Raw genomic sequence first — 25,285 nt, 5'->3', positions numbered from 1 at the left:
TATGGTTTTTTATCGGTTGTCGGGGTCGGCCGCATGCCATCCCCGTCGTCTTTGCCTAACGGTTGTAATGTATGTGTCCCCTGACGAGGAACAGTTTCCGCAGCCGGTACGGTTCCACTTCGATGTCGCCGAAAGCGGGATTGGCTGCGCGGAGACGGAGCGTTCCGGCCTCCGGATTGCGGAATACGTTGCGGACGGCGGTCACCCTGTCGCTTACGACGAGATAGGGATAGCCCGGTATCAGCGCACTCTCCTCCGTTTCCGACAGCAGCAGCGTGGCACCCACCGGAATTTCCGGTTCCATCGCCTTGTTCAGCATCAGTGCCGCGAATGTCACATGTTCCGCTCTGGGCAGCGAAAGGACGTATGACGCCTCGGGAAACCGTTCCATGCCCGCCAGCGTCAAGGCGTCGATGTCGTAGGCCGGAATCAGATTCCGCTCCTCCGTGTTGCCGATGAACATCCCGCCTTCGCCGGTGATTATCCATGCGCGGCTTATCTCCGGATACCTGGCCGCTATCAGTTCGGCGAGCTCCTTGCTGATGCCGTTGTCGCCCCGTTTTATCCGGTAGAGGTTTTCGCCCCTGTTCAGCCCGATACTCAGGGCGAACGAGTTGACCGAAAGTCCCGTCCAACGGACTATTTTCTCTATTCTCTGCCAGTCGTCCAGCAACATAACGGTGTGCGTACAAGTGGTGCGCCGGGATACGGCAGGCGGATTTTCCGCTCCCCTTACCCCGTCTCAGGGGCGTTTCCTGCCTCTTCAGGCCAAAATTAGGCAGATTCTCCCTATTTTTATTGGAAAATACCGGAAAAAAATCGCAAATTTGCAGACGCAATCGACTTCGGTCCCGTAGTTCAATGGATAGAATATAAGATTCCGGTTCTTACGATATGGGTTCGATTCCCGTCGGGACTACTTTTTTGAATGAGAAACCGCTGAATAACAGCGGTTTCTTTCGTTATCGGCGGAATCCTCGCCGAGTGTGCGTCGTTGTCCGGCCGTCTGTTCCCGTCCGTTCGGGGGTGTGTCCGTCCCTGCAGGTCGTGCTCTCCCTTGTGTCGTATCTGTTTCGAGCGGCGGATGTGCATTTTTTCAGGGCGTTTTCCGGCTGTTTTTCCATAGTTCGTTCCGGGTTCCGACGGCATGGCGGTATCGCATTTCCGGCATGAAAGAGATACGGCGCATGTTGCCGTATCCCGTTCGTTTCCTTGTACGATATGCCCGGTGTTTTTGAAAGGAACGCAGGCTCTTGTGAACGAAACGGTTCGTCGGTAATGTTTCCATTCATCAAATTTGCACTCGACGAACGGGGTGCTCCTGCTCGCCTGCGCGGTGGGGGGCCGTGCAGACCGGACGTGGAGAAGGGGGAAAGTTTGAGCGGGCGAGCACCCCCGCAGAAGCGGGTTTGTAGACATTCGAATCACAGGAGAAGGCGGGTTGCCTTTCCTATCGGTTTGCGAATATTATTGAAAAAACTGTACTGAAATGAAAAGATTGTTATTGCTTATGCTCCTTCCGGCGGTGGCTACTGTCTTGGGGGGATGCCGGAAAGAGAGGCAGGAAGCCATGACCTTGTCCATTACTCCGTCCGGGCCTATCGTGTATGAAGCGGAAGGCGGAACGACGAAAGTAACCGTGACGACGAATCAGAAGACATGGGAGGTACAGGCCGCTCGAAATCAGAAGTGGTGCACGGTCGAGGAGGTGGAAGGTTCGAGTTTCGTGGTGAAGGCCAGCGTCAATAAGAACAGAGAAGAAGAGAGGCAAACGAAAGTTACGGTGACTACCGGAACAGGTCGTGATGCCAAACGAGTCGTATTGGAGGTAACCCAACGGAAAGCTCAGGCGCCGTTTGATATAAAAATCACCGAGATTACCGATACGGAAGCGACCATAACGGTTGTGCCGCGCGATAAGGAGAACCGTTACTTCTGTGATATCATAGAAAAGAATTCGCTCCAGTATTTTAATGATGATATAGGTGAGTTTGTGAGTCAGTTGATGGATTTCGCCGCATCGTGGTATGGAAGCATGGAGGCCGCGGTTTTGATACTAACCGGTAAGGGCGAACAGACGAAGACGATTAATAAATTGCAACCGGGTGTCGAGTGTGTGGGTTATGCGGTCGGATTGAGTGAGGACGGTAAAATGAATACGGAGATAGAGAGCGTCGATTTCTGGACACAGAAAGCGCAGACGGATAAGAATGGGCAGCAGATAGAGGCTGTCGGTGATAGAATATGGTGGGAAAATAGAATCGGTAAAGAATAATTCGGTTGCTCTCGGCAGAAATTTTACGAGTGATGGCGGAAGGTCTCATTCGTGGAATGAGGTGGGTTTGGCGAACGCATCTGTCAGCAGCGAACGCCGACCGGTCATCGAGAGATTAGTTCTTTAGACGATAAAAACGGGAGTTGCCGTCCCGTCGGTGAATCTGTCGGCGTTCGGTTGCGTATGCTACGGTCCGGATAAGAAAATTGCAGACTTCCTATGGTGGTATCGCCGTTCCCGCCGGTTTCGGCGAAGGTCGCAGGGAATACATGCAGAAGTAGTTTTTTCATTTTCATGTTTTTCGGGCAATGCCCGAAGAGTTAATGGGTTAGTTGAAGGGAAGGGGATGGTCGTGATGACCGTCCCCTTTTGGTATGACGTTGCCTCTTTATCTGTCGAATGCACGGCGGTCGTATGTCGTTTCGTATGTATTGTTTGCATAATTATTGGCAAAATACCCCTTTTCGGGGGAAGATTTGGTCGGGAAAATGGAAAATTACTCCATAAAAGAGTCAGGAATGTTTGCAATATATGGTTTTATATATTACATTTGTTGTTGCAGGCGTAGGTAGGGAGAGCTGTTTGTTTTTTTATATACTTATAGACGTGTTTTTATTGCTAATCTAAAACCTATGGAAATGAAAAAAAATTTATTCTTTTCGACACTCTTGCTGGTGACGGCGGTCCTCATGGGAGGATGCCGGCAAGAGGAGCCAAAGACGGCTCCTCCGACCCTCTCCATCGAGCCTGCCGAAGCGCTCGTCTTCGAGGCGACCGGAGGGACGCGGGTGATTGCCGTCACGACGAATCAGGATACGTGGCGTGTGCTTTCCGACCAGACGTGGTGTGTCGCGCAGGCAGCGGATGATGCGAGCTTCACGGTGACTGCGGGTATCAACGAGAGTCCGGACGATATGCCGCGGGCGAAAGTGACGGTTACTGCGGGGACGGGAAATAATGCCAGGACCGTCGTTCTGGAGGTGTACCAGCGGGGTGCGGAAGAGGTGGTGCCTGAGGAGCCGCCTTTCGGGATAACCCTCTCCAACATTACGGCTACCGGGGTTGATATGCGGGTCGTTCCGCTCGATGCGGCGGGCAGCTATTACTTCGACGTAATCGCCAAGGCCACCCTCGACGAACACCACGGCGGAGATATAGGCCGGATGATGGAGCGTATGATGGCGGAGGCCGAGCAGATGTACGGGAGCATGGAGGAGGCGCTCGCCAACCTTGCTTCACGGGGGGAGCAGGAGCATTCCTTCACGAGGCTCTCGCCGGCCAGCGAACATGTGGCTTTCGCCGTGGGGCTCGGAGCCGACGGTGCGGTGAATACGGAGGTGGTCAGCGAACCGTTCCGGACGGAGGAGCTCTCCGATGCGGTGACTTTCGAGGTGGAGTTCACGAACCGTTATTACGACGGCGCGGACTTTACCGTGACGCCTTCCGACGATGAATTTCCGTACTATTGTACGATACGTCCCGCCTTCCAGTACGACGAGCTCTCCGACCAGGAGCTGCTCGAAAAGGTGGTCGCCGAGGACGGTTTCATGATAGATTTCTATGCGACGACAGGTGTTTACGAATATGAGAACGAAAACGTATGGCTGACCGATACGGGTTATCTCGTGTTGGTGTTCGGATGGGCCGACGGCGCAGCGACCACCAACATCCACCGTTTCCCGTTCCGTACGCTCGAACCGAATATCCCGCCATCGGAGTGCCGTTTCGACGTGGAGGTAACCGGACTTACTTCGCGCAGCGCGACCGTTGCGATAACCCCTTCGGACGAAACGTCGGTCTATATGTGGGACCTGATAGCGGATGCCGATTACCAACAGTTCAAAGGGAACATGAAACAGTATGTGACGGATTATGTGGCAGCTGATATCGAATCGCTCGACTACAACCGCGAACGGGGTGTGGGAGGCAACATCTTCTCCAAGATGCTTGAGCCCGGAACCACCTATTACGTCTGGGCCGCCTGCATCGACGAGTTCGGGAAGCCTGCGGCGGACGTCGTCGTCAGCGCCCCCTTCGAGACGCTGCCCAATCAGGTGAGCGATGCCGGGGTGAGCGCCGTTATCGGCAAATATTTCAACGGCGACGACCTTTATGCCCTCGATTCCGAAAAGTATGCCTCCGGTCGGGGAATGGCCTATGTGGAGGTGACGTTCAGCGCCAATGACGAGGCTGTGGTATGGTACGGCACGATGGTGAAGGAGGACCCCTCCGACCCGACAGGGGCCATTTCCGATGCTGAGATAGCCGAAACCCTCGTGGCGTCCGGTACCTGGTGCCCGACGGGCAAACTCTATTGGTGCGAATGGGATGCGGAGTACACCGTGCTCGGCGTGGCCATTGGCAGCGACGACAACAGCGGGCCCGTACTGCGGCTCAGCAAAACTTTCACGAAGGAGGGGGCTTCGCCCGTTTCCGAATTCGTGGAACCCGCATCCGCGGCGGCTCAGTATATTTACAACGCTCCGTTCGTGCGTTACGATGCTTCGGTGAAAGTCTACCGGGAACGCGCGCAGAGATAGTTTTTTCATGCGTCCGGGCAGTGCCCGGGACAGGTTGGGTTAAGAGGGGGGCGGTCTCAGCAGGCCGCCCCTGTTTTGTTTGTAGGGGGCGCCCGGCTGTTTTGGTTATCTTCGGGCGTTGTGGTATATTTGTGCGGCAGGGGTTCCGGATGCACCGGGAACTGCCGCAGGCATTGAAAAGGATTTCCGGATATATTCTGAAAACGGCGGTACGGGCCCTTCTGTGCGGTGCCGTCTTCTCGGTGGGCGGATGTATGAAGTACGGCCCCGTACCCGAGGAGCACTTCTCGTATCCGATGCCTCCGGGGGAGGAGCCCGAAGGGGTCTTCATCGTCTGCGAGGGTAACTTCATGTACGGGAACGCGTCGCTCTCTTTCTATCTTCCTTCCTCCGGCGAGTTGCAGAACGAGGTCTTCGCCCGGGCCAACGGGATGAAACTCGGCGACGTGGCGCAGTCGATGACGATACACGACGGGACGGCCTACATCGTGGTGAATAATTCGGGCATCGTTTTCGGAATCGACCCGGAGACGTTCCGGATAGAGCGGGTGATACGGGGTATCGGCTCGCCGCGCTATATCTGTTTCAACGACAGCGTGGCTTATGTGACTTCGTTGTATGAGCCCCGGATTGCGGTGGTGGATGTTGCAACGGCTGCCGTGGCGGATTATATCGAGACGCCCGACCACACCTCTACCGAGCAGATGGCCATATGGGGCGATACGCTCTATGTGTCGTGCTGGTCGTACGACGATGCCGTTTTGATGGTGGATTTGACCTCCGGTGAGGTGGTGGGAGAGATAGGGGTGCGGAGCCAGCCGCGCCAGATTGCGCTCGACGGCGATGGCCGGTTGTGGGTGCTTACCGACGGCGGATACGGCGAGGGCAGTTCCCCGAAGCCGCCCGCGCTTTACCGCATCGATGCGGCTTCGGGGAGCATAGAGCGGGAATTCGTCTTCCGTATGGGCGATACGCCGCGGGGACTCGCTGTCGGAGCTGGGGGAGATACGGTCTACTTCCTCAACGGGGATGTATGGCGCATGGATACGGATGCGGAGGAGTTGCCCCGGGAGCCTTTCATCCCGGCGTCGAATACCATTTACTATGCGCTGGGAGTGGACCCGCGCCGCGGCGACATCTATGTCGGCGACGCCATAGACTATCAGCAACAGGGGGTGGTTTACCGCTTTTCGGCCGACGGGCGTGGATTGGATACGCTGCGGGTCGGGATTATTCCGACGGATTTTTGTTTCAGATGACTATGGAAAAGATACGTTGCGCATATTGGATGTTGTTGGCCGGAATGCTGCTCGGATGCAACCGTTCCGGCGTGGTAATGCCCGAAACTTACGGGCCGCGGCCACCCCATGAAGGCAGTTCGCCTTACAGCGACCGGGTAATCGCCTATGTTCCCGCTCCGGGACAGTTCATCAACGATGCGATGGTCGGGTTCGACGGAAACGAGACGGGCCCGCAGTCTGCATTGGAGTATGCCGACCGGAGGCTGCATTCCGTCGATGCTTCCCTGCGGGGCATGGTTTCTCTCGGCGGATTCGGCGGTTATATCGTGGTCGGGTTCGACCACAGCATCCAGGCGTCGGGTGGGTATGGCGGGTACGATTTCTCGATAACCGGCAACCAGTTCTCCGGGAGTTCCGAACCGGGCGTGGTGTGGGTGATGCCCGATGAAAACGGCAACGGAGAGCCCGACGACGGGCCGTGGTACGAGCTCCGCGGAGCGTATTCCGACGGCTCCGTCCGCGGCTATTCGGTGACCTATTACCGTCCCGACCGGGAGGATGCAGCAGTCAGGTGGCGCGACAGTGAGGGGCACGAAGGGGAGATAGCGCGGGTATCGTCCCATCCGCAGTCCTATTATCCGAAATGGATGACGGAAGAGTCTTATACGCTCTCCGGCACGCTGCTTCCCGACCGGAGCGGTACGCTGGAGAACGGTCGTTTTACGACGGGCGATTACGGATGGGGCTATGCCGACAATTGGGGAGAGGATATGCTGGAGGCCCCGAAACAGAAGAATTTTTTCCGTATCTCCGATGCCGTGGATGCTGCGGGCGAAGCGGCCGGATTGGATTATATCGATTTCGTCAAGGTACAGACCGGCGTGAACATACAGGGCGGTGCGGGTATCGGAGAGCTCTCCACGGAAGTGTCGAGGTTCCGGGACGAAAACCTTTGAAACGGAGATTCGCCGGGCCGGCGGCCTGCCGGTAATATGGGCTTGAGGGAGAATGAAAAGGGGAAGATGGATTGCATGCCTGCTGCCGTTGCTGGCGGTTTGTCGGCCGGAAGCGGCCGGTGCGGAATATGCCGCCTTCGCCGCAGCCGTCGTCTGCGGAGTTGCCGTCCCCCCCGGCGGAACGACAGGCGAGACGGAGGAGCGCAGCGGAGCCATCGATTCGGTGACGGTGACGGCCCGTCGGCCGCTCTCCGACATCGGTATTCAGAAGACGGTGTTCGATGAGACGCTCCTGCATGAAGACGTTACCTTCTCCCTCGCCGATATGCTGGCCCACAGCACGCCGGTATTCATCAAGTCGTACGGCCGGGGAACGATGGCTACCGTGTCGCTTCGCGGCACGGGTGCTTCGCATACGCGCGTGACATGGAACGGCATGCGGATGAACTCTCCCCTGTTCGGCATGATGGACCTTTCCTACATCCCCTCCTACTTCATAGACGGTGCGGCGCTCTATAACGGGGCCAGTTCGGTGGGGGTGGCGGGCGGCGGACTCGGCGGCGCGATAGCGCTCGATACGAGACCCTCCGATTCCGACGGCTTCGGAATGAAATACATCCAGGGTGTCGCGTCGTACTCCACCTTCGACGAGTATCTTCGTCTCTCCTACGGCGGAGGGCGCATGCGCAGCGAGACGAGCGTGCTGCTGACCACCTCCGAGAACGATTTCACCTACCGCAACTACGCCAAGAAGGATTTCGTGCTGGATGGCAACGGGAATGTGACGGGCTGGAGCTATCCGCTGGAGCGTAACCGCAACTGCAGTTACCGGGATTTCCACATTCTGCAGGAGCTCTATTACGATGCCGGCCGAGGCGGCGATTTCGGATTGTCGGCCTGGTATATGGACTCCTCCCGCGGACTGCCGCTGCTCAATACAGACTATACGGAGAGCAATACCTCCTTTTCTCGGCAGACGGAGAAGACCTTCCGGGGCGTCCTGCGGTGGGACAAATACGCCGGTCGGGGGAGAGTATCGGCCAAGGCGGGTTACCATTACAGCGACATGCGCTATCTGGAGCAGTCGCGGCGCAGTTACGGCGGCGCGGCTGCGCCGGAGGTGCAGACGCGGTCGGACTGGAGGAGTTACATTCATACCCTGTTCGGCGATGCGGGGTGGGAGATGGGGCTCGGAGAACGGTTCTATCTGGTAGCCGACCTCTCGCTGCTCCAGCACTTCGTCTATACTGTGAATGACAAGCCGGTGCGGAACACCTCCGAGCCGAGCGCATACGACGATGCCCGTACGGAGCTTTCGGCGCTCGTGTCGGCCCGGTACCGTCCCGCAGAGCGTTTCGGCATCGCTCTGAATCTGAGGCAGGAGGTCATCGGCAACGAGGGCGCTCCTTTCATTCCGGCGCTTCTGCTCGACTGGAACCCCTTCGGACGGGTGGTCTTCAAGGCGTCGGTGGCCCGCAATTACCGGTTTCCTACGTTGAACGACCGCCATTTCGCCAAGAATACGCTGTTGCCGGAGGAGGGTTTCACCTACGATGGAGGTGTCGAGGCCGAGGGTTCCGCAGAAGGCGCTTCCTACGGGGTATCGCTGACGTTTTACGACAGTTATATCCGTAACTGGATATTCTGGTACCCGGACAAGGGGGCGACGCAGTGGTTGCCGACGAATATCCGGCTCGTGCATGCTTTCGGTGCGGAGGCATCGGCCCGTGCAGCCGTGGAGTGGGGGCGGGGCTGGTCGGCCCGGGTCGATGCGCTGCTGGCGTGGACGCGTTCGCTCAACATGCGCGAACCTCTGAACGAAGCCGACAATGCCGTCGGAAAACAGCTGCCTTATGTGCCCGTGTGGTCGGGCGCCGTGACGGTGCGGCTGCAGTGGCGGTCGTGGACGGTGGATTACAAGTGGAACTATTACAGCGAACGCTTCACCACGACCGATAATTCCGCCATGATAACGGGCCGTATCGTCCCCTATTTCATGAACGACCTGTCGTTCGGGAAAGCGTTCCGGTTCCGATGGGCCGACCTTTCGGTCGGCTTCAAGGTGAACAACCTGTTCGACGAGGAGTATGAAACGGAGCTTTCGCGTCCTATGCCGGGACGCAACTACGGATTCTCTCTGGAGATAACGCCGAGATTCCGGCATCCCTGAATGTCGTATGCGGAACGTTTCCGGCCCCCTCGGTCGAAACGGGCCGGTACCGGAGCCGTTCTTCCGGAAGCCTATGCAGCGGGGATGCCGTCTGTGGGGTTACGGATTGCAATATCCTCCTTTTTGGTTAATTTTGTCCGTGCACGGGGAAAGGTTCTTGCAATGGTATTGACGGTACAGGGGAGGAAGAAATAGGTCCCACAATCTCACGACTGCAGGACCCCCCAACTTAAAATACTGATTATGAAAGAATCACTAAAACAACCATCAGCGTCAATAATGATTGCGGTTCATTAAGATAACGCCCGGCAGCTTCAGTTATTGTGTGCACTGCAAAAATAGAAAAAAAATATTAACCGCAACCTATAAGACTGCAAAATATTTGTCGAACTCACAGTTTGTAATGACAGAAAGGGTCGGTTATATAATATAAAACAAGGTAAGTCATGGACAGGAAGGATTTCGACCCGGACGGAGTGGGTGTAGATAACGGTAATTATTTCGGATTTCCGTTCACCGAGGAGGATGCGCGTCTTGTGCTGCTCTCCGTACCGTGGGATGTGACGGCCTCCTATGGCGGAGGGGCCGCTTTCGGGCCCGATGCCATCATCGAGGCCTCCACGCAGCTCGATTTTTACGACCCTATGTCGCCCGGAGCCTGGAAGAAGGGGGTTGCTACGGTGCCTATCGACTACTCCGTGCAGGACCGCAGCGCCCGCCTGCGGCCCGATGCGAAGAAAATCATGGAGAGTCTGCAGGAGGGCGGCATTGCGTTCGAGGATTACCTGATGCCGCGCAGGCTGGAGCGTATCAACACTGCTTCGGCGGAGCTGAACCGGACAGTTTACGAGGCTGCTGCGGAACGGCTCGACGCCGGACATGTGGTGGGGCTCGTGGGAGGAGACCACAGTACGTCGCTGGGGCTCATCAGGGCGCTTGCCGAACGGGAACCGGGCATGGGTGTGCTCCATCTGGATGCGCACTGCGACCTGCGCAGGGCATACGAGGGGTTCGATTATTCGCATGCTTCCATCATGTATAATGTCCTGCAAGAGGCGCCCGGAGTGGCGAAAATCGTGCAGGTAGGGCAGCGCGACTATTCGGAAGAGGAGTATCGTCTGGCCCTCTCCTCGCCGCGGATTGAACTGTTCGACGATTTTTCCCTGTGCGGCCGCCGCTTTGCGGGCGAAACGTGGAACGCCATTTGCGACTCCATCGTCGTCCGGTTGCCGGAGAAGGTCTATGTCAGTTTCGACATAGACGTGCTTTCGGTCGAGTATTGTCCCTCTACCGGTACGCCGGTTGCCGGAGGGCTCACCTTCAACGAGGCGCTTTGGCTGGTAGACCGCATTGCGGCCGCCGGCCGCCGTATCGTGGGATTCGACCTGTGCGAGGTTGCTCCCGCACGCGAAGGTACCACGGATGCCAACGTCGGGGCGAGGGTGCTGTTCCGGCTCTGCGGAATGGCGTTGAAGACGAACTGACGGATTTTTTAACTGTTTGGAACGGAGACTGCCATGGGCTTTTCATTCGGTTACGGCTTCAAGCGCCGTTCGTATATTTTTTATCAGAAAGGGCGCAACTTTTTCAGTACCCAATGGGCGGGCGGCGTCGTGCTGCTGTTTTTCGTGGTGGTCGCCATGCTCCTTGCCAATATTCCTGCGACAGCCGAATTTTACCATGCGCTGCTGGAGGCACCGGTAGGCATTACGGTCGGCAGCTTCCGGTTCGGTTTCGACCTCGAACGTTTCGTCAATGACGGCCTGATGATGGTGTTCTTTTTCACCGTCGGCCTGGAGATAAAGAGAGAGGTCGTTTCGGGACACCTTTCGACGTTCCGCCAGGCGATACTGCCGGTGGCGGGCGCGCTCGGCGGGATGGTCGTTCCGGCGGTCATCTACCTGCTGTTCAACCACGGGACGCAGTATGCGGCCGGATGGGGCATCCCGATGGCCACCGATATCGCCTTCGCCATCGCCATCATGTCCACGGTGGGCAACAGGGTTCCGGTCTCCCTGAAAGTGTTCCTGACTGCGCTGGCGGTCGTGGACGACCTGGGGGCCATCGTCGTGATAGCCGTCTTCTACGGGGCCTCCGTCAATTTCAAACTGCTGCTCGCGGCTGCCGTTTTCCTGTTCTTCGCATGGCTTCTGAATAAGTTGAAGGTGAGTTCGTTCCTGCCTTATGTGCTGATTAGTGTGGCCCTGTGGCTGCTCTTTTACCATTCGGGCGTACATGCGACAATCGCCGGTGTACTGCTCGCCATGTTCATCCCTTCTCAGCCCAAATACAACAAGAAGTATTTCCTGAACAAGGTACGGTTTTTCATGGACGACTTTGTCAGCAAGGACCGGGATGTGCCCGTTACCGAGAACGAAGCACAGATGCTCGACCTGCACAGGATAGGCGTCATCGCCGCCGATTCGGCCAGCCTGTCGCAGCGCTTCGAACACCTGCTGGCACCGTGGGTGAACTACTTCATCCTGCCGCTTTTCGCTCTGGTCAATGCGGGGGTGCAGATAACCTCCGCCGCTGACCTGAACCTGTTCGGCACGACGCAGGGAATGGGCATCCTGTTCGGTTTGTGGATAGGAAAACCGCTCGGGATAACCCTCCTGAGCCTGCTGTTCGTCAAGACCGGTCTGGCGGTGATGCCTGCCGGCGCCTCGTGGAAGATGTTCGCCGCGGTGGCGTGCATGGGCGGTATCGGGTTTACAATGTCCATATTCATGGATACCCTGGCGTTCGCTTCCCAACCGCAGTTCATCTCGACCGGCAAGATTGCTGTACTGGCCGCTTCGGTGGTGGCGTCGGTTACGGGCCTTGCGGCGGTCTGGGCGGTGCACCGGGCGGAGAGGGGCAAATCGAGCCCCGCTGCGAATGCGGAATCACCGGCAGATGGCGCAGGCCGATAAATTTCGGGATGGTGCTGCCTGTTTCTGGACAAAAATCATTAAGTTTGCATTTCGCGGGTGTAATCCTGCCGGATTGCAATTTCGGAACTTAACCAAATAAAAACAGACACAAAAGATGAAAAGATTATTTATCGTCCTTTCGGTTTTCGCGCTGGGGCTTACCGCCTGCGATTCGAAGACCGCCGCCACGGGCGAAAGCGACGCCCAGGCTGCCGATAATGCGAAACGCAAAACGGGCATGAAGCTCAAAAACGAGTCCGATTCGATTTCCTATGCGATAGGGGCGGATTACGGCCGCTACCTCAGGAATGCGAAGGAGACGATGGGTGCCGACCTGAACGACAAGGTGGTCATTAAGGCCATCCGCGAAGCGGTGGAAGACAGAAGTACGCTTACCCCGGAGGAGGGATTTGCCTTCATGCAGGAGTATTTCGCCGTGCGTATACCCGAACGCAACCGCAAGGCGGGCGAAGCCTACCTTGCAGAGGTCGCCAAACAGCCCAACGTGCAGAAGACCGAAAGCGGCCTGCTTTACGAGATAATCACTCCGGGCAGCGACAAGAAGGCCACCAGCCTGAAAGACGAGGTGAGGGTCAAGTACCGCGGTTACCTTAGGGACGGCCGTGACTTCGACAACAACTACGAGAAGCCCGATACTGCCCGTTTCGCGCTCAACCGTGTCGTGAAGGGCTGGGGCGAAGGTCTGCAGCTCGTGGGCGAAGGCGGTAAGATAAAACTTTACATTCCGTCCGACCTCGGTTACGGCGCAATGGGCCGTCGCGGTACCATCATCGGTCCTAACGAGCCGCTCGTGTTCGAGGTGGATGTGATAGAGGTTATTCCCGCTGCTCCGGCCGAACCCGCAGCGGATGCTGCCGCAAAAAAGTAATCCCGCCGGAATGAAAATCGGAAAGGTAATATTTGCAGTCTGTGCGGCAGCCGTCGGGGTTGCCGCACTTTCTCTCTCGGCCTGCCGTTCGTGCAGTTCCCGGACGCTGGAGGGGGCGGCTGAGGTTCAGGCCGCGCCGTCCGCCGGAGAGGTTCCGGTTGCGGCCGGCGGAGAGCGGAACGACATGCGGAAAGATAAGGAGAATATAATGACATACGCTGTTATCAGTACGGAGAAGGGCGATATGAAAGCCGAACTCTATACGAAAGAGACGCCCGGTACGGCGCAGAATTTCATCAAACTTGCCGAGAGCGGATTTTATGACGGATTGACGTTCCACCGCGTGATACCGGGGTTCGTGATACAGGGGGGATGTCCTGTGGGCGACGGTACGGGCGGCCCGGGATATACCATCAAGTGCGAAACCGATGCGCCGCGGCAATATCATGACCGGGGCGTACTCTCGATGGCGCACCGCGGCAAGGATACCGGCGGCTCGCAGTTCTTCATCTGCTATAACCGGGAGAATACGAAACACCTCGACGGAGTGCATACCTGTTTCGGAAAAGTGGTCGAGGGACTTGATGTGATAGATGCGATACGTCCCGGTGACAGGATACGTTCCATTCGTATCGTGGAGGAGTAGGCGTTGTTTTTGGCACGGAATGGAGGGTCCGCCCGGTTGTGAAAGACCGGGCGGGCCTTCGTCCGTAAAGACGGTTCTTTTTCCTGTCGGGGCTGTTGTCGTTTTGCGACCCCTCCCCAGGGGAGTTCCTTTGCGGAACGGTTCCCCGATACGGGAATAAATTCGTATCTTGCGGTAAATTTTCAAGACGTATGGAATTTGAAGGTACAGTTTATAAGGTGCTTCCCGTGGTAAAGGGAACGAGCCAGAGGGGGGAATGGATGAAGCAGGAGGTGGTGTTTGAGCTGCCGGGCGAATTCAACAGGAAGATATGCGTGGGCTTCTGGGGCGACAAGGCCCATGATGCCGGTACGCTTCGCGAAGGCGATAAGGTGGCGGTGTCCATCAATGTCGAATCGCGGGAGTACAACGGCCGTTGGTTCACCGAAGCGCGCGGATGGAAGATGACGCGGATGACTACGCAGCCCCCTGTTCCCGGAGTTGCCGACATGCCGCCTTTTGCGGAGGAAGGCACGCCCTACTCCGGCGAGCCGGCCGATGACCTGCCTTTCTGAGACAGCGTTCCGGGAGCTGTCCGTCGGACATTCGCAGCAGGACCGGTAAATTGGTATCCTTTTTGCGTCTTCGCTGTGAAAACCGTGTGTTATGAGTACAAGGGCAGAACTGGAAAAGGATGTCCAGGCGGCGAAGGAACGCCTCGACCATGCTCCGGCGGATACTCCGTCGGAGTTGTTGAAAGCGTGGCGGAAAGAGTATGACGACCTCGTCTTCCGTCTCGATAATCTCTACGACGATGAGGTGAACGAGTTCACCGATTAGGACCGGAATCGAAATGTGCTGCGGGCGGGAAACCTGGTTTCCCGCCCGCAGCACATTTCTGTTTTGGACTGTTCTGTCTTTTGCCACCGTAGATGCGGACGTCTTGTTTGCGTGCGCGTTCGCAGAGGAGTTGCCGTTTCCCGGTTACGGACGGGGCTGTGCAGGCCTGCCGTGCAGGGGACGTCGGGGATACCGATGTCCCGGCGTTTCGTGCGGGCCGGTGCCGCATCCGTTTTATTTGTCCGGTATCCCGGCGGGCATGTCGTGCTCCGTCCGGCTGCCGCGCAGCGCATAGAACAGCAGGTAGGCGAAACCGACCGCAACGAGCGCATAGCTTATCGGATAGGAACTTTGGTCGGCTATCCATGCCTGGAGTGCAGGCATGATGCCCCCGCCGCAGACCATCGTCATGAAAATGCCGGAGGCCGCTGCCGTATATACGCCGAGCCCCGATGTGGCGAGGCTGAAGATGGCGCCCCACATGACGGATGTCGCCAGTCCGCAGAGTATCAGGAAGAGCAGGCTGATGCGGACGGGTTCCGCTCCGAACGAAAGGTCGGAGCGGAAAACGGGCAGCGGCACGGTGGCGGCCACCCCCTGCAGGGCGATGAAAAGGCCGATGAAGAGCAGCCCCAGGGCTGACGCGAACGTCAGCATCGCCCTGCCCGATACCCGGCCGCCTATGGCCCCGCCTGTCAGCCTTCCGGCCAGCATGAGCAGCCAGTAGGTGCCTACTATCGTTCCGGCTGCGGAGGAGTCCATGGCGAGGGCGTCGGTCATGTAGAGGTTGGCGATATTGGGTATTCCCACTTCGATTCCCACATAGAGGAAGATGGCCGCCACGCCGAGGCTGAAGTGGCGGAAGCGGAGAGGGGTGTAGAACCTGCCGGAACCCCTGCCGCCCGCTGCCGTTCCGTAGGGTTCCGGTATGCGGGTGAAGGCGATGACCGCGAATGCGAGGACGAATATGCCCATGGCCGTGTACAAGGCCGGGTTGGCGCTGGCGATGGAGCGTGCCGACGCTTCGTTTCCCATGAGGTAGCCTACGAGTATGGGTGTCAGCGTCGCGCCGAGCGAGTTGAAGGTCGTGCCGAACTGAATGAGCTGGTTGCCCCTTTTTTCGTTGCTGCCGAGCGATTTCAGCATGGGATTCACCACGGTGTTGAGCATGCACATCGAGAAGCCCGAAACGAAGGCTCCGGCGAGGTAGATGCCGTAGCTTCCCGCACGCCCTGCGAACCACATGACGCATACGCCTGCGAAGCCTACTGCGATGGCCGTCAGAGCGGTCTTTTTGTACCCCATCCGCTGGAGCATCATGCCCGCCGGAATGCCCATGAACGCATAGGCGATGAAGTTGGCCAGGTTGCCGAGCTGGGACTGGAGGTTCGAGGCGGCGAACTGCGATTTGATGATGACGCCCATCGGATTTTGCAGGCCCGTGACGAAAGCTATGATGAAGAACAGGGCGAACATCACAGCGATGGGCAGTGCACGGTTGTTGTCTCTTTTTGCCATGTCGGAATGGGTTTACGCGTCCGGCCGCTTGCTCCGGCCGGTGTGTCGGTTCTGTATCGGGACGCTGCTCCGAGGGCAGGTTTTTTCTCCGCTTCCGGAACGGGCCCGAAAGGAACGGCGGCTTCTCCGGCCGGCGGAAGGAGGCCTTCCGTTTTCCGCCTTCGCGGCGGTCGGGCCTGTCCGTCCGGTTCGTACCGTTCCGGAGAACGGGCGGCATATTTTGTGCCGTACCCGCCCGTCGTCGGCATTATTTGCGGTTTTCCCGCCGGGTCCGTTCTCCGGAGAGGGTTTCCTGCCCCGAAAGTTGCAATATCGGGGATATTGTCTAACTTTGTTTACCTCTCCGGCGGTGCCTGCACGATGGTACTGTTTTCGCTCCGTGGGGAGAAACGGCATGCAAAAGCATGGTTTACACGGCGGTTTATAATTATAAATTATATTTTATAATTATAAGAATGATATATTGTGTATTTTTGCCTCCCGTAACCGACCGGATGCGGGAGGTGTCCGTCCGGGATTGCCGGGGACGGAGCGATACGCGGGTCTCTCCCGTGACGTGTGCGGAAAGGTACGGTTATTGATTGTTGCCTTGTGCAGCTCTCTTAAGATACCGGATTTTTGAAAAAGGAAAGTGTGTCGGAAAGTATGATAAGCCAGTTTCGGGAACGGATAGTCGGGATGCATTACCTGAACCAATGGATTGTGTTGATATTGGATACGGTCGCATCGGTACTCTGTACGTTCCTTGCCTGTATTTTGGCAGGACATCTCGTGCCCGGTACAATGGGGATGTCCGCCGTGCTGAAGATAACGCTGTTGGCGGTTCCTGCCAGCGGTCTCTCTTTCTATCTGTTCCGAATATACCGCAACATCATCCGCCACTCCACGCTCAGGGAGTTGTGGCGTCTGGTCGCCGCCTCCGCCGTGAAACTGCTCCTGATGGCTGTCGTGGTGTTCGGCATGATGCTGACCGACCGGCAGCTCCTGATAGGGGGCCTGCTGGACATGTTGATGACCACGGTGGTGCTGATATGTATGCGTGTGGGCATGGTGCTGGGATACGATGTCATCGTTTCCAAAATCTCGAAGAGCAACAGCCGGCTGCTGATTTACGGCGTGGACGACCGGAGCGTTTCGCTCGAGACCCGGATGCGCAACAGCAAACAGTACCAGATAGCCGGATTCTACAATTACGGGAAAGCCTACAAATCCTACCGTCTGGCCGACCTGCCCGTCTATTATTTCAACGACGAACAGGATTTCGTCCACATCGTTACCCGTTACAATATCGAGGGAATCCTTTTCCCCGACTACGAGAGCATACGTACCGAAAAGGAGCGGCTCATACGTTACTGCGAAATGCATCATGTCCGGATGCTGATTGCTCCTCCCGTAGACGAGGTGAGCGGCGACAAGCTCGTGCCCGGTATTCGGGAAATCAAGATAGAGGACCTGCTCGGCCGCGACGAAATAAACATGGAAGAGGAGGAGGTGGCAGCCGGTTTCCGCGACAGAACCGTATTGGTTACCGGCGCTGCGGGCAGCATAGGGAGCGAATTGTGTCGGCAGCTCGCTTCGTTCGGAGTGGGGCGTCTCATTCTGTTCGATTCCGCGGAGACACCCATGCACAACATCCGGCTCGAGCTGGAGGAGCGTTTCCCGCACCTGTCGTTCGTCCCGGTCATAGGCGATGTGAGGCTGAAGGCGAGGGTAAGGATGATATTCGAACGCCACAGGCCCGATGTGGTGTTCCATGCGGCCGCCTACAAACATGTCCCCCTCATGGAGGAAAACCCGTGTGAAGCGGTGTTCGTCAATGCGATAGGGACGCAGCATGTGGCCGACCTGTGCGTGGAGTACGGGGTCGAGAAGATGGTCATGATATCTACGGACAAGGCGGTGAATCCGACGAATGTGATGGGTGCGTCGAAAAGGCTCGCTGAGATATATGTGCAGAGCCTCGGCGTGTCGATAGCGGAAGGGCGTACGGCGGGTCGTACCCGCTTCGTCACCACCCGTTTCGGCAACGTGCTGGGCAGCAACGGCAGCGTTATACCGCGATTCATGGAGCAGATAAGGCACGGCGGCCCGGTCACGGTGACGCATCCGGAGATAACGCGTTTCTTCATGACCATACCCGAGGCGTGCCGTCTGGTGATGGAAGCGGCCACCATAAGCGACGGCAACGAGATAATGGTGTTCGAAATGGGCGAGTCCACCAGGATAGCCGACCTTGCCAAGCGCATGATAGAACTGGCCGGTTATGTACCGGGAGTGGATATCGAAATACGCTATACCGGGTTGCGGCCGGGCGAGAAACTCTACGAGGAGGTTCTGAGCAATATGGAGAATACCATCCCCACTTCCCACAAGAAGATTAAGATTGCCAAGGTGCGGAAATACGGATACGAGGAGGTGTGCCGTGCGTTCGGGGAGTTGGAACGTCTTTCCGTATCGGTGGATATCTACGGAACGGTGAAGCTCATGAAGGAGGTCATTCCCGAATTCGTGTCGAAGAATTCGCAGTTCGAGGCGATAGATGCAGAACTCGGCGAACGGAGGAACGAAAAAGAGGATGCACCGGGAGTACCTGCTGACGGGACCGTTGTCGGAATTGTCAAGAAATAGATTTTTGCGAGGGGAACGCTTTTGCCGTAGCGGTGCTATTCAACCCATGGTGGGACTCTTTCGCTCGACGAAAAAGCCGTTTATCATTATCTGAACGGCTTTTGTCGGTTTCATAGGGGAGTTTTTTCAACGGGAGTGCAGATTTGTTCGGAATCTTTTGTGCTGCAGGTAGCTTGTGCGCGCGAAAGCAAATGTGTCGATGTCGTGGGAGGAAGGGGTGCGATGGCCGATGGTGTCGTAGGGAGAACATGAGCTGTTGCGGAAGAAATGTATGTTTGAATCGCCGTCAATGGGCGGATAGACAATTGTGAGGACAGTGCATTCGGCCGTATTACTGAACCTGCTCTGAATGCGGGTATAGTTTTGTTTGGCCTAACACTTCTGTAAATGTCGGGGAAATAATGTATCTTTGACTTATACGTATAATAGGGAGATTCATCTTGCGAAAACATCGCGGATAGTGCAACTGTTATTCGTGTAGAGTCGGAACGGTGGTCAAAGGGTACTCCGATATGATGTATCCGGTCATCCTGAAATATAAAGAAAAACAGTTGAACATGTACAAGATACCGATGTTGCCTTTGCCCATTGAATTGGAGACAGTTAAGGTTTTGCGGCAATTGAATTCGGCCAATAAGAGATTGGCGGAGTTGAAAGGAGTGGCATTGACTATTCCCAATGAGAGCATATTGATTAATACGTTGAGTTTGCAAGAAGCGAAAGAAAGTTCGGCTGTTGAGAATATCATTACCACTCACGACGATATGTATAAAGCGGATGCGGAATTGAGATCGTTCGCTGCATCTGCCTCAACTAAAGAAGTGATTTCTTATGCTTCGGCTCTTAAACAAGGTTTCAGTTTGATTCGTCATAATAAAGTCCTGACTCTAAATAATATTAAATGTATTCAGGAAGTTCTGGAAAAGAATAAGGCGGGTTTTCGCAAGGTTCCTGGAACCAGTTTGCAGAACAGCCAGAAACAAGTTGTCTATACTCCTCCGCAGCAATACGATGATATACAAGAGTATATGGGTAACCTTGAGAAGTATATCAATGACGATACGTTGGAAGATATTGATCCGTTGATTAAAATGGCAATAATTCATCACCAATTTGAAAGTATTCATCCTTTTTATGATGGGAACGGCCGGACCGGAAGGATTATCAACTCCCTTTATCTCGTATTGAAAGGGTTGCTGGATTTGCCGATTCTCTATTTGAGTCGTTATATAATTAAGAACAAAGGAGCGTATTATCGGTTGATTCAGTCTGTCCGAGATTACGGTAATTGGGAAGATTGGATTTTATTTATGTTGAAAGGCATAGAGGAGACTGCATCTGAAACCATCGTTTTGGTCAAGGCCATTAAAGTATTGATGCAGGATTACAAAATGCAGATGAGGGCATTGTTAGGAAGGCAGTATAGTCATGAGTTGCTGAATAATTTATTCAGCCATCCTTATACGAAAATAGAATTTGTCATGCAGGAACTTCAGGTCTCCAGAGTTACGGCCAGTAAATATCTTAATAGCCTTGCCGAGCATAAGTTGTTGGATAAGGTAAAGGTGGGACATTCTAACTTTTATCTGAATCCTCAGTTAACCCAGTTGTTGATCAATCATAGTGAGTATGACAATACGGATTCATTTGAAAGAATAGATTCCATAAGTCGCGTAATTTAAATTCAGGGCGACCACAACCTTTACATAAGTTTTGGGGAATGTAAAGAAAAGCCGGAGAACCTTTACATAAGTTTTGGGGAATGTAAAGAAAAGCCGGAGAACCTTTACATAAGTTTTGGGGAATGTAAAGGAGGTTTGTAGCGAGCAGACCTGATAGCGAATCGTATAGTGCACTTGATTGTGATGGAAGGAGAAGGAGATGTTGGAATCTGGAAAAGGCGTTGCTGTTGCGGGGCGTCTTCTAAATTGCTTCTGAAATAAGATTGTTTCGTAACGTATTGAAAAACAAAAGGACACTCTCGAGCCTATGCGAGTGTCCTTTTTAATTTCCAACCGTCTACAGCGATGGGTTCTTCATAAATAGCTTGAGCTGTTGACGAGGATTGAACTCGTGACCTCTTCCTTACCAAGGAAGTGCTCTACCACTGAGCTACAACAGCGATTGCTGCGTCGGACGATTTCCGAAAGCGGGACAAAAATAGGCATCATTTTCCAAATTTCCAACAGCTGTGGCGGATATCGTATCATTTTGTTGTCATGAAGCCGGAGCTTTCGACAGTTTGTCCGGTTTATCGGCGGGTAGGGAATCGGCAACCGGATGGGGTGCGGGTATGTGCGGTTCCGTTTCGGATGTTCCGTTCGGTTGCCGGAAGAAGACCGGGAGGGGTGATGGTCTGGCGGCGGAAGGGAGTGCCCGCCGAACCCGAGGGTTCGGCGGTTATCGTTTTTCGGCGGGCTGCGGTAATAAAACGTAAGAATTATTACTAATTTTGGGCCAAAATTGTAACGATGGACAGATTCAAGGGATTACGTCGCGTGGTTGCGGTGCTGGCGGTGCTTTTCGTGTCGGGTTTGGCGTTGCTCGTATGGATGATACCCGTGCGCTCTTTCCTGACTTGGGCCGTGGTGGTAGCGCAGGCAGTGGTCGTCATCTATTATACGGTCTTGTCCGTGGGACTTATCCGGGAAGCCGAGGAGCGCGAGAAGACCGGAAAGTGAGGGCGGCCGGTGCAAGCCCGGTTCCCTTGTGTACAGGCATTGTTTAAATTATAAATAGGACATGAAAAAGATTCTTATCATCGGGGCCGGCGGTCAAATCGGTTCCGAACTCACAATGAGGCTGCGGAGCGTCTACGGGAACGAAAATGTCGTGGCTACGGATATGCGCGACTGCCCCATGCTGGCGGCGAACGGGCCGTTCGTGCAGCTTAATGCGCTCGATGGCGAAGCCTATGCCGAGGTGGTCAAAAAATACAAGATAGACGCCATCTACAACCTGGTGGCGCTGCTGTCGGCCGTAGGCGAAGCGAACCCGCAGAAGGCATGGCAGATAAATATGGGTGCCCTGATGAATTCGCTGGAGATAGCGCGTGAATACAACTGCGCCCTCTTCACGCCGAGTTCCATCGGCGCTTTCGGCCCCAACTCCCCGAAAGTGAAGACACCGCAGGATACCGTCATGAGGCCGACGACCATTTACGGCGTGTGCAAGGTGACGGGCGAGCTGCTCGGCGACTATTACCACAAGCGTTTCGGTGTCGATACGCGCAGCGTGCGCTTCCCCGGACTCATCTCCAACGTGACGCTTCCGGGCGGAGGAACGACCGATTATGCCGTAGAGATTTATTACGATGCCGTGAAAAAGGGTTCGTATGTATGTCCGATACCGAGCGATGTCTATATGGACATGATGTACATGCCCGATGCACTCGACGCCTGCATCCAGATTATGGAGGCCGACCCGTCGAAACTCGTACACCGCAACAGCTTCAATGTGACCTCCATGAGCTTTACGCCGGAGATGCTGTATGCCGAGCTCCGCAAGGCGATGCCCGGTTTCACGATGACCTATGACGTGGACCCTGTCAAGGAGTCCATTGCACGTAGCTGGCCGGACAGCCTCGACGATACCTGTGCCCGTGAGGAGTGGGGCTGGAAGCCGAAATGGGATATGAAGTCCATGACGGAAGATATGCTCCGCGCCGTTCGGGAAAAGAAGGAGAAGGGACTTATCTGATGCCGGGCGACCGGATGTCCGTGCCTGTCGTTGTGAGGGCGGCCGGGCCGAAATTTGAAACAGATACGGCGGAGCACTTGCTCCGCCGTATCTGTCTTCCGGACGGCGTACCGTCTGTATCTGGACGGCCGCGGCGATGCTGTCCGGATAGCGGTTGCGGAGAGAGGAGGCCGGCGCGTTTTCCGTATCGCTGCCGCGGGTAGCATCGTCCGGTATGCTCTCCTCGTTTCGTTTGCGGCAGTGCCGATGGCAGGGACGCATTTTCGTGTCGCAGGGAGGAAAGTGTGGAATAATGGGTAATTTTGTGGAAACGATTTCCTTTTGCATGCGGTTGTTATGATTGACAGGATAAAGATACGGGGTGCGAGGGTTCATAACCTGAAAGGGGTGGACGTGGATATTCCGCTCAACAAGATAGTGGGAGTGGCGGGCGTCTCCGGTTCCGGCAAATCGTCGCTCGCACTTGGCGTCGTCTATGCAGAGGGTTCCCGGCGTTATCTGGAGGCCCTCTCTACCTATACGCGGCGCAGGATGACGCAGGCGGCCAAGGCGCAGGTAGACGAGGTGACGTATGTTCCGGCGGCTCTCGCGCTGCACCAGCGTCCCGGAGTTCCCGGTATCCGCAGCACGTTCGGTACGGCTACGGAGCTACTGAACAGCCTGCGGTTGATGTATTCGAGATTGGCCAGCCACCGCTGTCCGAACGGTCACTATGCGCCTCCCTCCCTTGCCGTTGCCGCAGGGCGCGAACTCGTCTGTCCCGAGTGCGGAGAGCATTTCTATGCACCGGGGGCGGAGGAACTCTCTTTCAACAGTCAGGGGGCCTGTCCCGAGTGCGGCGGTACCGGGAGTATCCGGATTGTGGATGAATCGACCCTCGTGCCCGATGAATCCCTTACCATAGACGAGGGGGCTGTGCTGCCCTGGCAGACACTGATGTGGTCGTTGATGAAGGATATCGCCCGGGATTTGGGTGTGCGTACCGACGTACCGTTTCGCCTGCTGACACCGGAAGAGCGGGAAATCGTGTTCCACGGGCCGGCCGTCAAGCACCACATGATTTACCAGAATAGGACCAGCGGTGCTGCGGGTGAGATGGACTTTACCTATTTCAATGCGATTTATACCGTAGAGAATGCGCTGGCGAAAGTCAAGGATGAGAAGGGAATGAAGCGTGTCGCCCGGTTTCTGAAGGAGGAGGTGTGTCCGTCGTGCGGCGGAACGCGCCTGTCCGAAGCGGCGCGGGCGCCCAGACTGCGGGGTATCTCCCTCGATGAGGCCTGCCGGATGACGCTGGCCGAACTCATGGAATGGGTGGACGGTGTACCGGCTTCCCTGCCCGAAGAGATGGAGCCGATGGTCCGGAGCATCTGCGAATCTTTCCGGTCTGCGGCCATGCGGTTGATGGACCTGGGACTCGGCTACCTGACGCTCGACCGGGCTTCGTCCACCCTCTCGACCGGAGAGCGGCAGCGGATGCAGCTTGCCCGGGCGGTACGCAACAGGACGACCGGTGTGCTGTATGTGCTTGACGAGCCCTCCATCGGGCTGCATCCTTCCAACATCATGGGATTGAACGGCGTGATACGCGACCTGGTGGCGGATGGGAATTCGGTGCTGCTGGTCGACCATGATACGCAGATTCTGAAAGAGGCGGATTGGCTCATCGAGATGGGACCGGGTGCGGGTGCGGCCGGCGGTCGGGTGATTGCCGAAGGGAGCGTGGCGGATGTCGGAAACAATCCGGAGTCCCGAATAGGGGGCTTCCTCTCCGGGCGGGCGGATACCCGCATCCGGAGACCGGCAGGAGCCGAGGAGATGTTTTCGGAGGGGCGCATTCGGCTCTCCACCTCCGGCATCCATACGGTAAAGCCTCTGGAGGTCGAAATTCCCAAAGGAAGGCTGACCGTGGTGACGGGCGTTTCCGGTTCCGGCAAGACGACGCTGGTACTCGAAAGCCTTGTCCCCGCCCTGAAGGCCCTTGCAGGCGGGACGCGGCTGCCGGCTCATGTGCGGGCTGTGGAGGCGGAGGGTATCGGACATGTCAAGCTGATTGATGCCACGCCAATCGGAGTGAATGTCCGTTCCACCGTGGCCACCTATGCGAATGTACACGACGAACTGCGGAAAATCTATGCCAAGACGCCGGATGCGAAGAGTCGCGGGTATAAGGCCGAAGATTTTTCCTATAATACCGGTCGTCTGCGCTGTCCCGCGTGCGACGGGACGGGTTCCATCAGCCTCGACGTGCAGTTTTTGCCCGATGTGGTACTGACCTGTCCGGAGTGCCGCGGCTCCCGTTACGGAAAGGATGCCTGGCTCATCAAACATACGGACCGGCAGGGAAGAGCTTATTCGTTGCCGGAACTGATGGACATGGGTATAGATGCTGCATTGGAGGCCTGTGCCGACATGAAGGTCGTGTCGCAGCGTATGCAGGTGTTGCAGCGGCTCGGTTTGGGCTATCTGACGCTGGGGGAGGAGACGCCCGGTCTCTCCGGCGGCGAGGCGCAGCGGTTGAAGCTGGCCAGCGAAATGGGGAGAATGCAGGCGGATTCCGTGTTCGTTTTCGACGAACCGACCATCGGGCTGCATCCGCTGGATGTGCAGGTATTGCTGGGCGTTTTCCAGGCCTTGATTGACAGGGGGGCTACCGTAGTGGTCATCGAACACGACCTGGATGTGATACGCAATGCGGATTATATCATCGATATGGGTCCGGGGGGCGGTGAGGAGGGTGGCCGGATTGTCGCTGCCGGAACGCTCGAAACGGTTCGACAGGCACCGGAAAGCCGGACAGGACGGTATTTGTAATTGCACGGCTTGGTACGGAACCAATGTCAGGCCGGATACGGAGTATACGTCACCATAAAGGTGAAGGGGTAAAGACCAAATCGTCTTTACCCCTTCGGCTCTGTCTGACGGGACTTTCATCCGCTGCTGTCCCTCCGTCGCTACGCCGGGCGCTTCTGCTTTCGGGAAAGGCGTC

18 protein-coding genes and 2 tRNA genes are annotated in these 25,285 nt (G+C 56.2%); 17 read left to right on the top strand and 3 right to left on the bottom strand.

Going from position 1 to position 25,285, the window contains the following annotated elements:
• Nucleotides 1-55 precede the first annotated feature (55 nt).
• A complete protein-coding gene (locus BQ5361_RS08595) occupies nucleotides 56-676 on the bottom strand; it encodes a S24 family peptidase (RefSeq protein WP_022063344.1) in 621 nt (206 codons plus the stop codon).
• Nucleotides 677-847: 171 nt separating this feature from the next.
• Here BQ5361_RS08595 and BQ5361_RS08590 point away from each other — a divergent pair.
• The 12 genes from BQ5361_RS08590 to BQ5361_RS10890 all read left to right on the top strand — a co-directional run bounded on the left by BQ5361_RS08590 (nucleotide 848) and on the right by BQ5361_RS10890 (nucleotide 14,451).
• A tRNA-Arg gene (locus BQ5361_RS08590) sits at nucleotides 848-919 on the top strand.
• Between the two features lie 570 nt (nucleotides 920-1,489).
• A complete protein-coding gene (locus tag BQ5361_RS08585) occupies nucleotides 1,490-2,275 on the top strand; it encodes a BACON domain-containing protein (protein ID WP_022063342.1) in 786 nt (261 codons plus the stop codon).
• Between the two features lie 638 nt (nucleotides 2,276-2,913).
• Nucleotides 2,914-4,815, top strand: coding sequence for a BACON domain-containing protein (locus BQ5361_RS08580; protein WP_071425017.1), 1,902 nt, complete (start codon nucleotides 2,914-2,916; stop codon nucleotides 4,813-4,815).
• 173 nt (nucleotides 4,816-4,988) lie between these two features.
• Nucleotides 4,989-6,074 (top strand): YncE family protein, encoded by a 1,086-nt coding sequence (locus BQ5361_RS08575; RefSeq protein WP_257527092.1) that lies wholly within the window; start codon nucleotides 4,989-4,991, stop codon nucleotides 6,072-6,074.
• 2 nt (nucleotides 6,075-6,076) lie between these two features.
• Nucleotides 6,077-7,012, top strand: coding sequence for a hypothetical protein (locus BQ5361_RS08570; protein WP_052131106.1), 936 nt, complete (start codon nucleotides 6,077-6,079; stop codon nucleotides 7,010-7,012).
• A gap of 52 nt (nucleotides 7,013-7,064) precedes the next feature.
• Complete coding sequence (locus BQ5361_RS08565; RefSeq protein WP_022063338.1) at nucleotides 7,065-9,182, top strand: TonB-dependent receptor; 2,118 nt, start codon at nucleotides 7,065-7,067, stop codon at nucleotides 9,180-9,182.
• Between the two features lie 446 nt (nucleotides 9,183-9,628).
• Entirely contained in the window at nucleotides 9,629-10,666 is a 1,038-nt protein-coding gene (locus BQ5361_RS08560; RefSeq protein ID WP_035473975.1) for an agmatinase family protein, read from the top strand.
• Nucleotides 10,667-10,699: 33 nt separating this feature from the next.
• The gene (nhaA, locus tag BQ5361_RS08555; protein ID WP_071425016.1) at nucleotides 10,700-12,097 is read left to right on the top strand and encodes a Na+/H+ antiporter NhaA; all 1,398 of its coding nucleotides are present in this window, start codon (nucleotides 10,700-10,702) and stop codon (nucleotides 12,095-12,097) included.
• Nucleotides 12,098-12,212: 115 nt separating this feature from the next.
• Nucleotides 12,213-12,986, top strand: a complete 774-nt coding sequence (locus BQ5361_RS08550; RefSeq protein WP_022063335.1) for an FKBP-type peptidyl-prolyl cis-trans isomerase — start codon at nucleotides 12,213-12,215, stop codon at nucleotides 12,984-12,986.
• A gap of 205 nt (nucleotides 12,987-13,191) precedes the next feature.
• The gene (locus BQ5361_RS08545) at nucleotides 13,192-13,632 is read left to right on the top strand and encodes a peptidylprolyl isomerase (RefSeq protein ID WP_143047570.1); all 441 of its coding nucleotides are present in this window, start codon (nucleotides 13,192-13,194) and stop codon (nucleotides 13,630-13,632) included.
• A gap of 191 nt (nucleotides 13,633-13,823) precedes the next feature.
• Nucleotides 13,824-14,186: a DUF3127 domain-containing protein gene (locus BQ5361_RS08540; RefSeq protein ID WP_035473973.1), complete on the top strand. Its 363-nt coding sequence runs from the start codon at nucleotides 13,824-13,826 to the stop codon at nucleotides 14,184-14,186.
• A 91-nt stretch (nucleotides 14,187-14,277) separates the two neighbouring features.
• On the top strand, nucleotides 14,278-14,451 hold the full coding sequence (locus BQ5361_RS10890; protein ID WP_022063332.1) for a hypothetical protein: 174 nt from the start codon (nucleotides 14,278-14,280) through the stop codon (nucleotides 14,449-14,451).
• Nucleotides 14,452-14,685: 234 nt separating this feature from the next.
• Here the strand turns inward: BQ5361_RS10890 and BQ5361_RS08535 are convergent, their stop codons facing one another.
• A complete protein-coding gene (locus BQ5361_RS08535; RefSeq protein ID WP_022063331.1) occupies nucleotides 14,686-15,969 on the bottom strand; it encodes an MFS transporter in 1,284 nt (427 codons plus the stop codon).
• 645 nt (nucleotides 15,970-16,614) lie between these two features.
• Between BQ5361_RS08535 and BQ5361_RS08530 the strand changes: the two genes are divergently transcribed.
• The gene (locus tag BQ5361_RS08530; protein WP_022063329.1) at nucleotides 16,615-18,597 is read left to right on the top strand and encodes a polysaccharide biosynthesis protein; all 1,983 of its coding nucleotides are present in this window, start codon (nucleotides 16,615-16,617) and stop codon (nucleotides 18,595-18,597) included.
• A 557-nt stretch (nucleotides 18,598-19,154) separates the two neighbouring features.
• Nucleotides 19,155-20,279 (top strand): Fic family protein, encoded by a 1,125-nt coding sequence (locus BQ5361_RS08525; RefSeq protein ID WP_035473993.1) that lies wholly within the window; start codon nucleotides 19,155-19,157, stop codon nucleotides 20,277-20,279.
• Nucleotides 20,280-20,647: 368 nt separating this feature from the next.
• Here BQ5361_RS08525 and BQ5361_RS08520 read toward each other — a convergent pair.
• Nucleotides 20,648-20,719: transfer RNA gene (locus tag BQ5361_RS08520), tRNA-Thr, on the bottom strand.
• A 349-nt stretch (nucleotides 20,720-21,068) separates the two neighbouring features.
• Here BQ5361_RS08520 and BQ5361_RS08515 point away from each other — a divergent pair.
• The 3 genes from BQ5361_RS08515 to BQ5361_RS08505 all read left to right on the top strand — a co-directional run bounded on the left by BQ5361_RS08515 (nucleotide 21,069) and on the right by BQ5361_RS08505 (nucleotide 25,110).
• Nucleotides 21,069-21,278 carry a hypothetical protein gene (locus BQ5361_RS08515; RefSeq protein ID WP_035473970.1) on the top strand — a complete coding sequence of 70 codons (210 nt, stop codon included), beginning with the start codon at nucleotides 21,069-21,071 and terminating at the stop codon, nucleotides 21,276-21,278.
• Nucleotides 21,279-21,339: 61 nt separating this feature from the next.
• Nucleotides 21,340-22,296 (top strand): NAD-dependent epimerase/dehydratase family protein, encoded by a 957-nt coding sequence (locus tag BQ5361_RS08510; RefSeq protein ID WP_035473968.1) that lies wholly within the window; start codon nucleotides 21,340-21,342, stop codon nucleotides 22,294-22,296.
• 336 nt (nucleotides 22,297-22,632) lie between these two features.
• The gene (locus BQ5361_RS08505) at nucleotides 22,633-25,110 is read left to right on the top strand and encodes an excinuclease ABC subunit UvrA (protein WP_035473967.1); all 2,478 of its coding nucleotides are present in this window, start codon (nucleotides 22,633-22,635) and stop codon (nucleotides 25,108-25,110) included.
• The last annotated feature ends 175 nt before the right edge of the window (nucleotides 25,111-25,285 follow it).

The sequence above is a fragment of the Tidjanibacter massiliensis genome, from assembly GCF_900104605.1.
Taxonomy (GTDB): Bacteria; Bacteroidota; Bacteroidia; order Bacteroidales; family Rikenellaceae; genus Tidjanibacter; species Tidjanibacter inops.
Note: the sequence above shows the minus strand (reverse complement) of the source record. Positions and strands in the feature narration are given on the sequence as shown.

Excerpts from the sequence above, each read along its gene's own strand:
- BQ5361_RS08570 (WP_052131106.1), top strand. The coding sequence starts at position 6,077 with ATGGAAAAGATACGTTGCGCATATTGGATGTTGTTGGCCGGAATGCTG.
- BQ5361_RS08530 (WP_022063329.1), top strand. The coding sequence starts at position 16,615 with ATGATAAGCCAGTTTCGGGAACGGATAGTCGGGATGCATTACCTGAAC.
- BQ5361_RS08580 (WP_071425017.1), top strand. The coding sequence starts at position 2,914 with ATGAAAAAAAATTTATTCTTTTCGACACTCTTGCTGGTGACGGCGGTC.
- BQ5361_RS10890 (WP_022063332.1), top strand. The coding sequence starts at position 14,278 with ATGAGTACAAGGGCAGAACTGGAAAAGGATGTCCAGGCGGCGAAGGAA.
- BQ5361_RS08560 (WP_035473975.1), top strand. The coding sequence starts at position 9,629 with ATGGACAGGAAGGATTTCGACCCGGACGGAGTGGGTGTAGATAACGGT.
- BQ5361_RS08550 (WP_022063335.1), top strand. The coding sequence starts at position 12,213 with ATGAAAAGATTATTTATCGTCCTTTCGGTTTTCGCGCTGGGGCTTACC.
- BQ5361_RS08535 (WP_022063331.1), bottom strand. The coding sequence starts at position 15,969 with ATGGCAAAAAGAGACAACAACCGTGCACTGCCCATCGCTGTGATGTTC.
- BQ5361_RS08565 (WP_022063338.1), top strand. The coding sequence starts at position 7,065 with ATGAAAAGGGGAAGATGGATTGCATGCCTGCTGCCGTTGCTGGCGGTT.
- BQ5361_RS08505 (WP_035473967.1), top strand. The coding sequence starts at position 22,633 with ATGATTGACAGGATAAAGATACGGGGTGCGAGGGTTCATAACCTGAAA.
- BQ5361_RS08525 (WP_035473993.1), top strand. The coding sequence starts at position 19,155 with ATGTACAAGATACCGATGTTGCCTTTGCCCATTGAATTGGAGACAGTT.
- BQ5361_RS08515 (WP_035473970.1), top strand. The coding sequence starts at position 21,069 with ATGGACAGATTCAAGGGATTACGTCGCGTGGTTGCGGTGCTGGCGGTG.
- BQ5361_RS08510 (WP_035473968.1), top strand. The coding sequence starts at position 21,340 with ATGAAAAAGATTCTTATCATCGGGGCCGGCGGTCAAATCGGTTCCGAA.
- BQ5361_RS08585 (WP_022063342.1), top strand. The coding sequence starts at position 1,490 with ATGAAAAGATTGTTATTGCTTATGCTCCTTCCGGCGGTGGCTACTGTC.
- nhaA (WP_071425016.1), top strand. The coding sequence starts at position 10,700 with ATGGGCTTTTCATTCGGTTACGGCTTCAAGCGCCGTTCGTATATTTTT.
- BQ5361_RS08595 (WP_022063344.1), bottom strand. The coding sequence starts at position 676 with ATGTTGCTGGACGACTGGCAGAGAATAGAGAAAATAGTCCGTTGGACG.
- BQ5361_RS08540 (WP_035473973.1), top strand. The coding sequence starts at position 13,824 with ATGGAATTTGAAGGTACAGTTTATAAGGTGCTTCCCGTGGTAAAGGGA.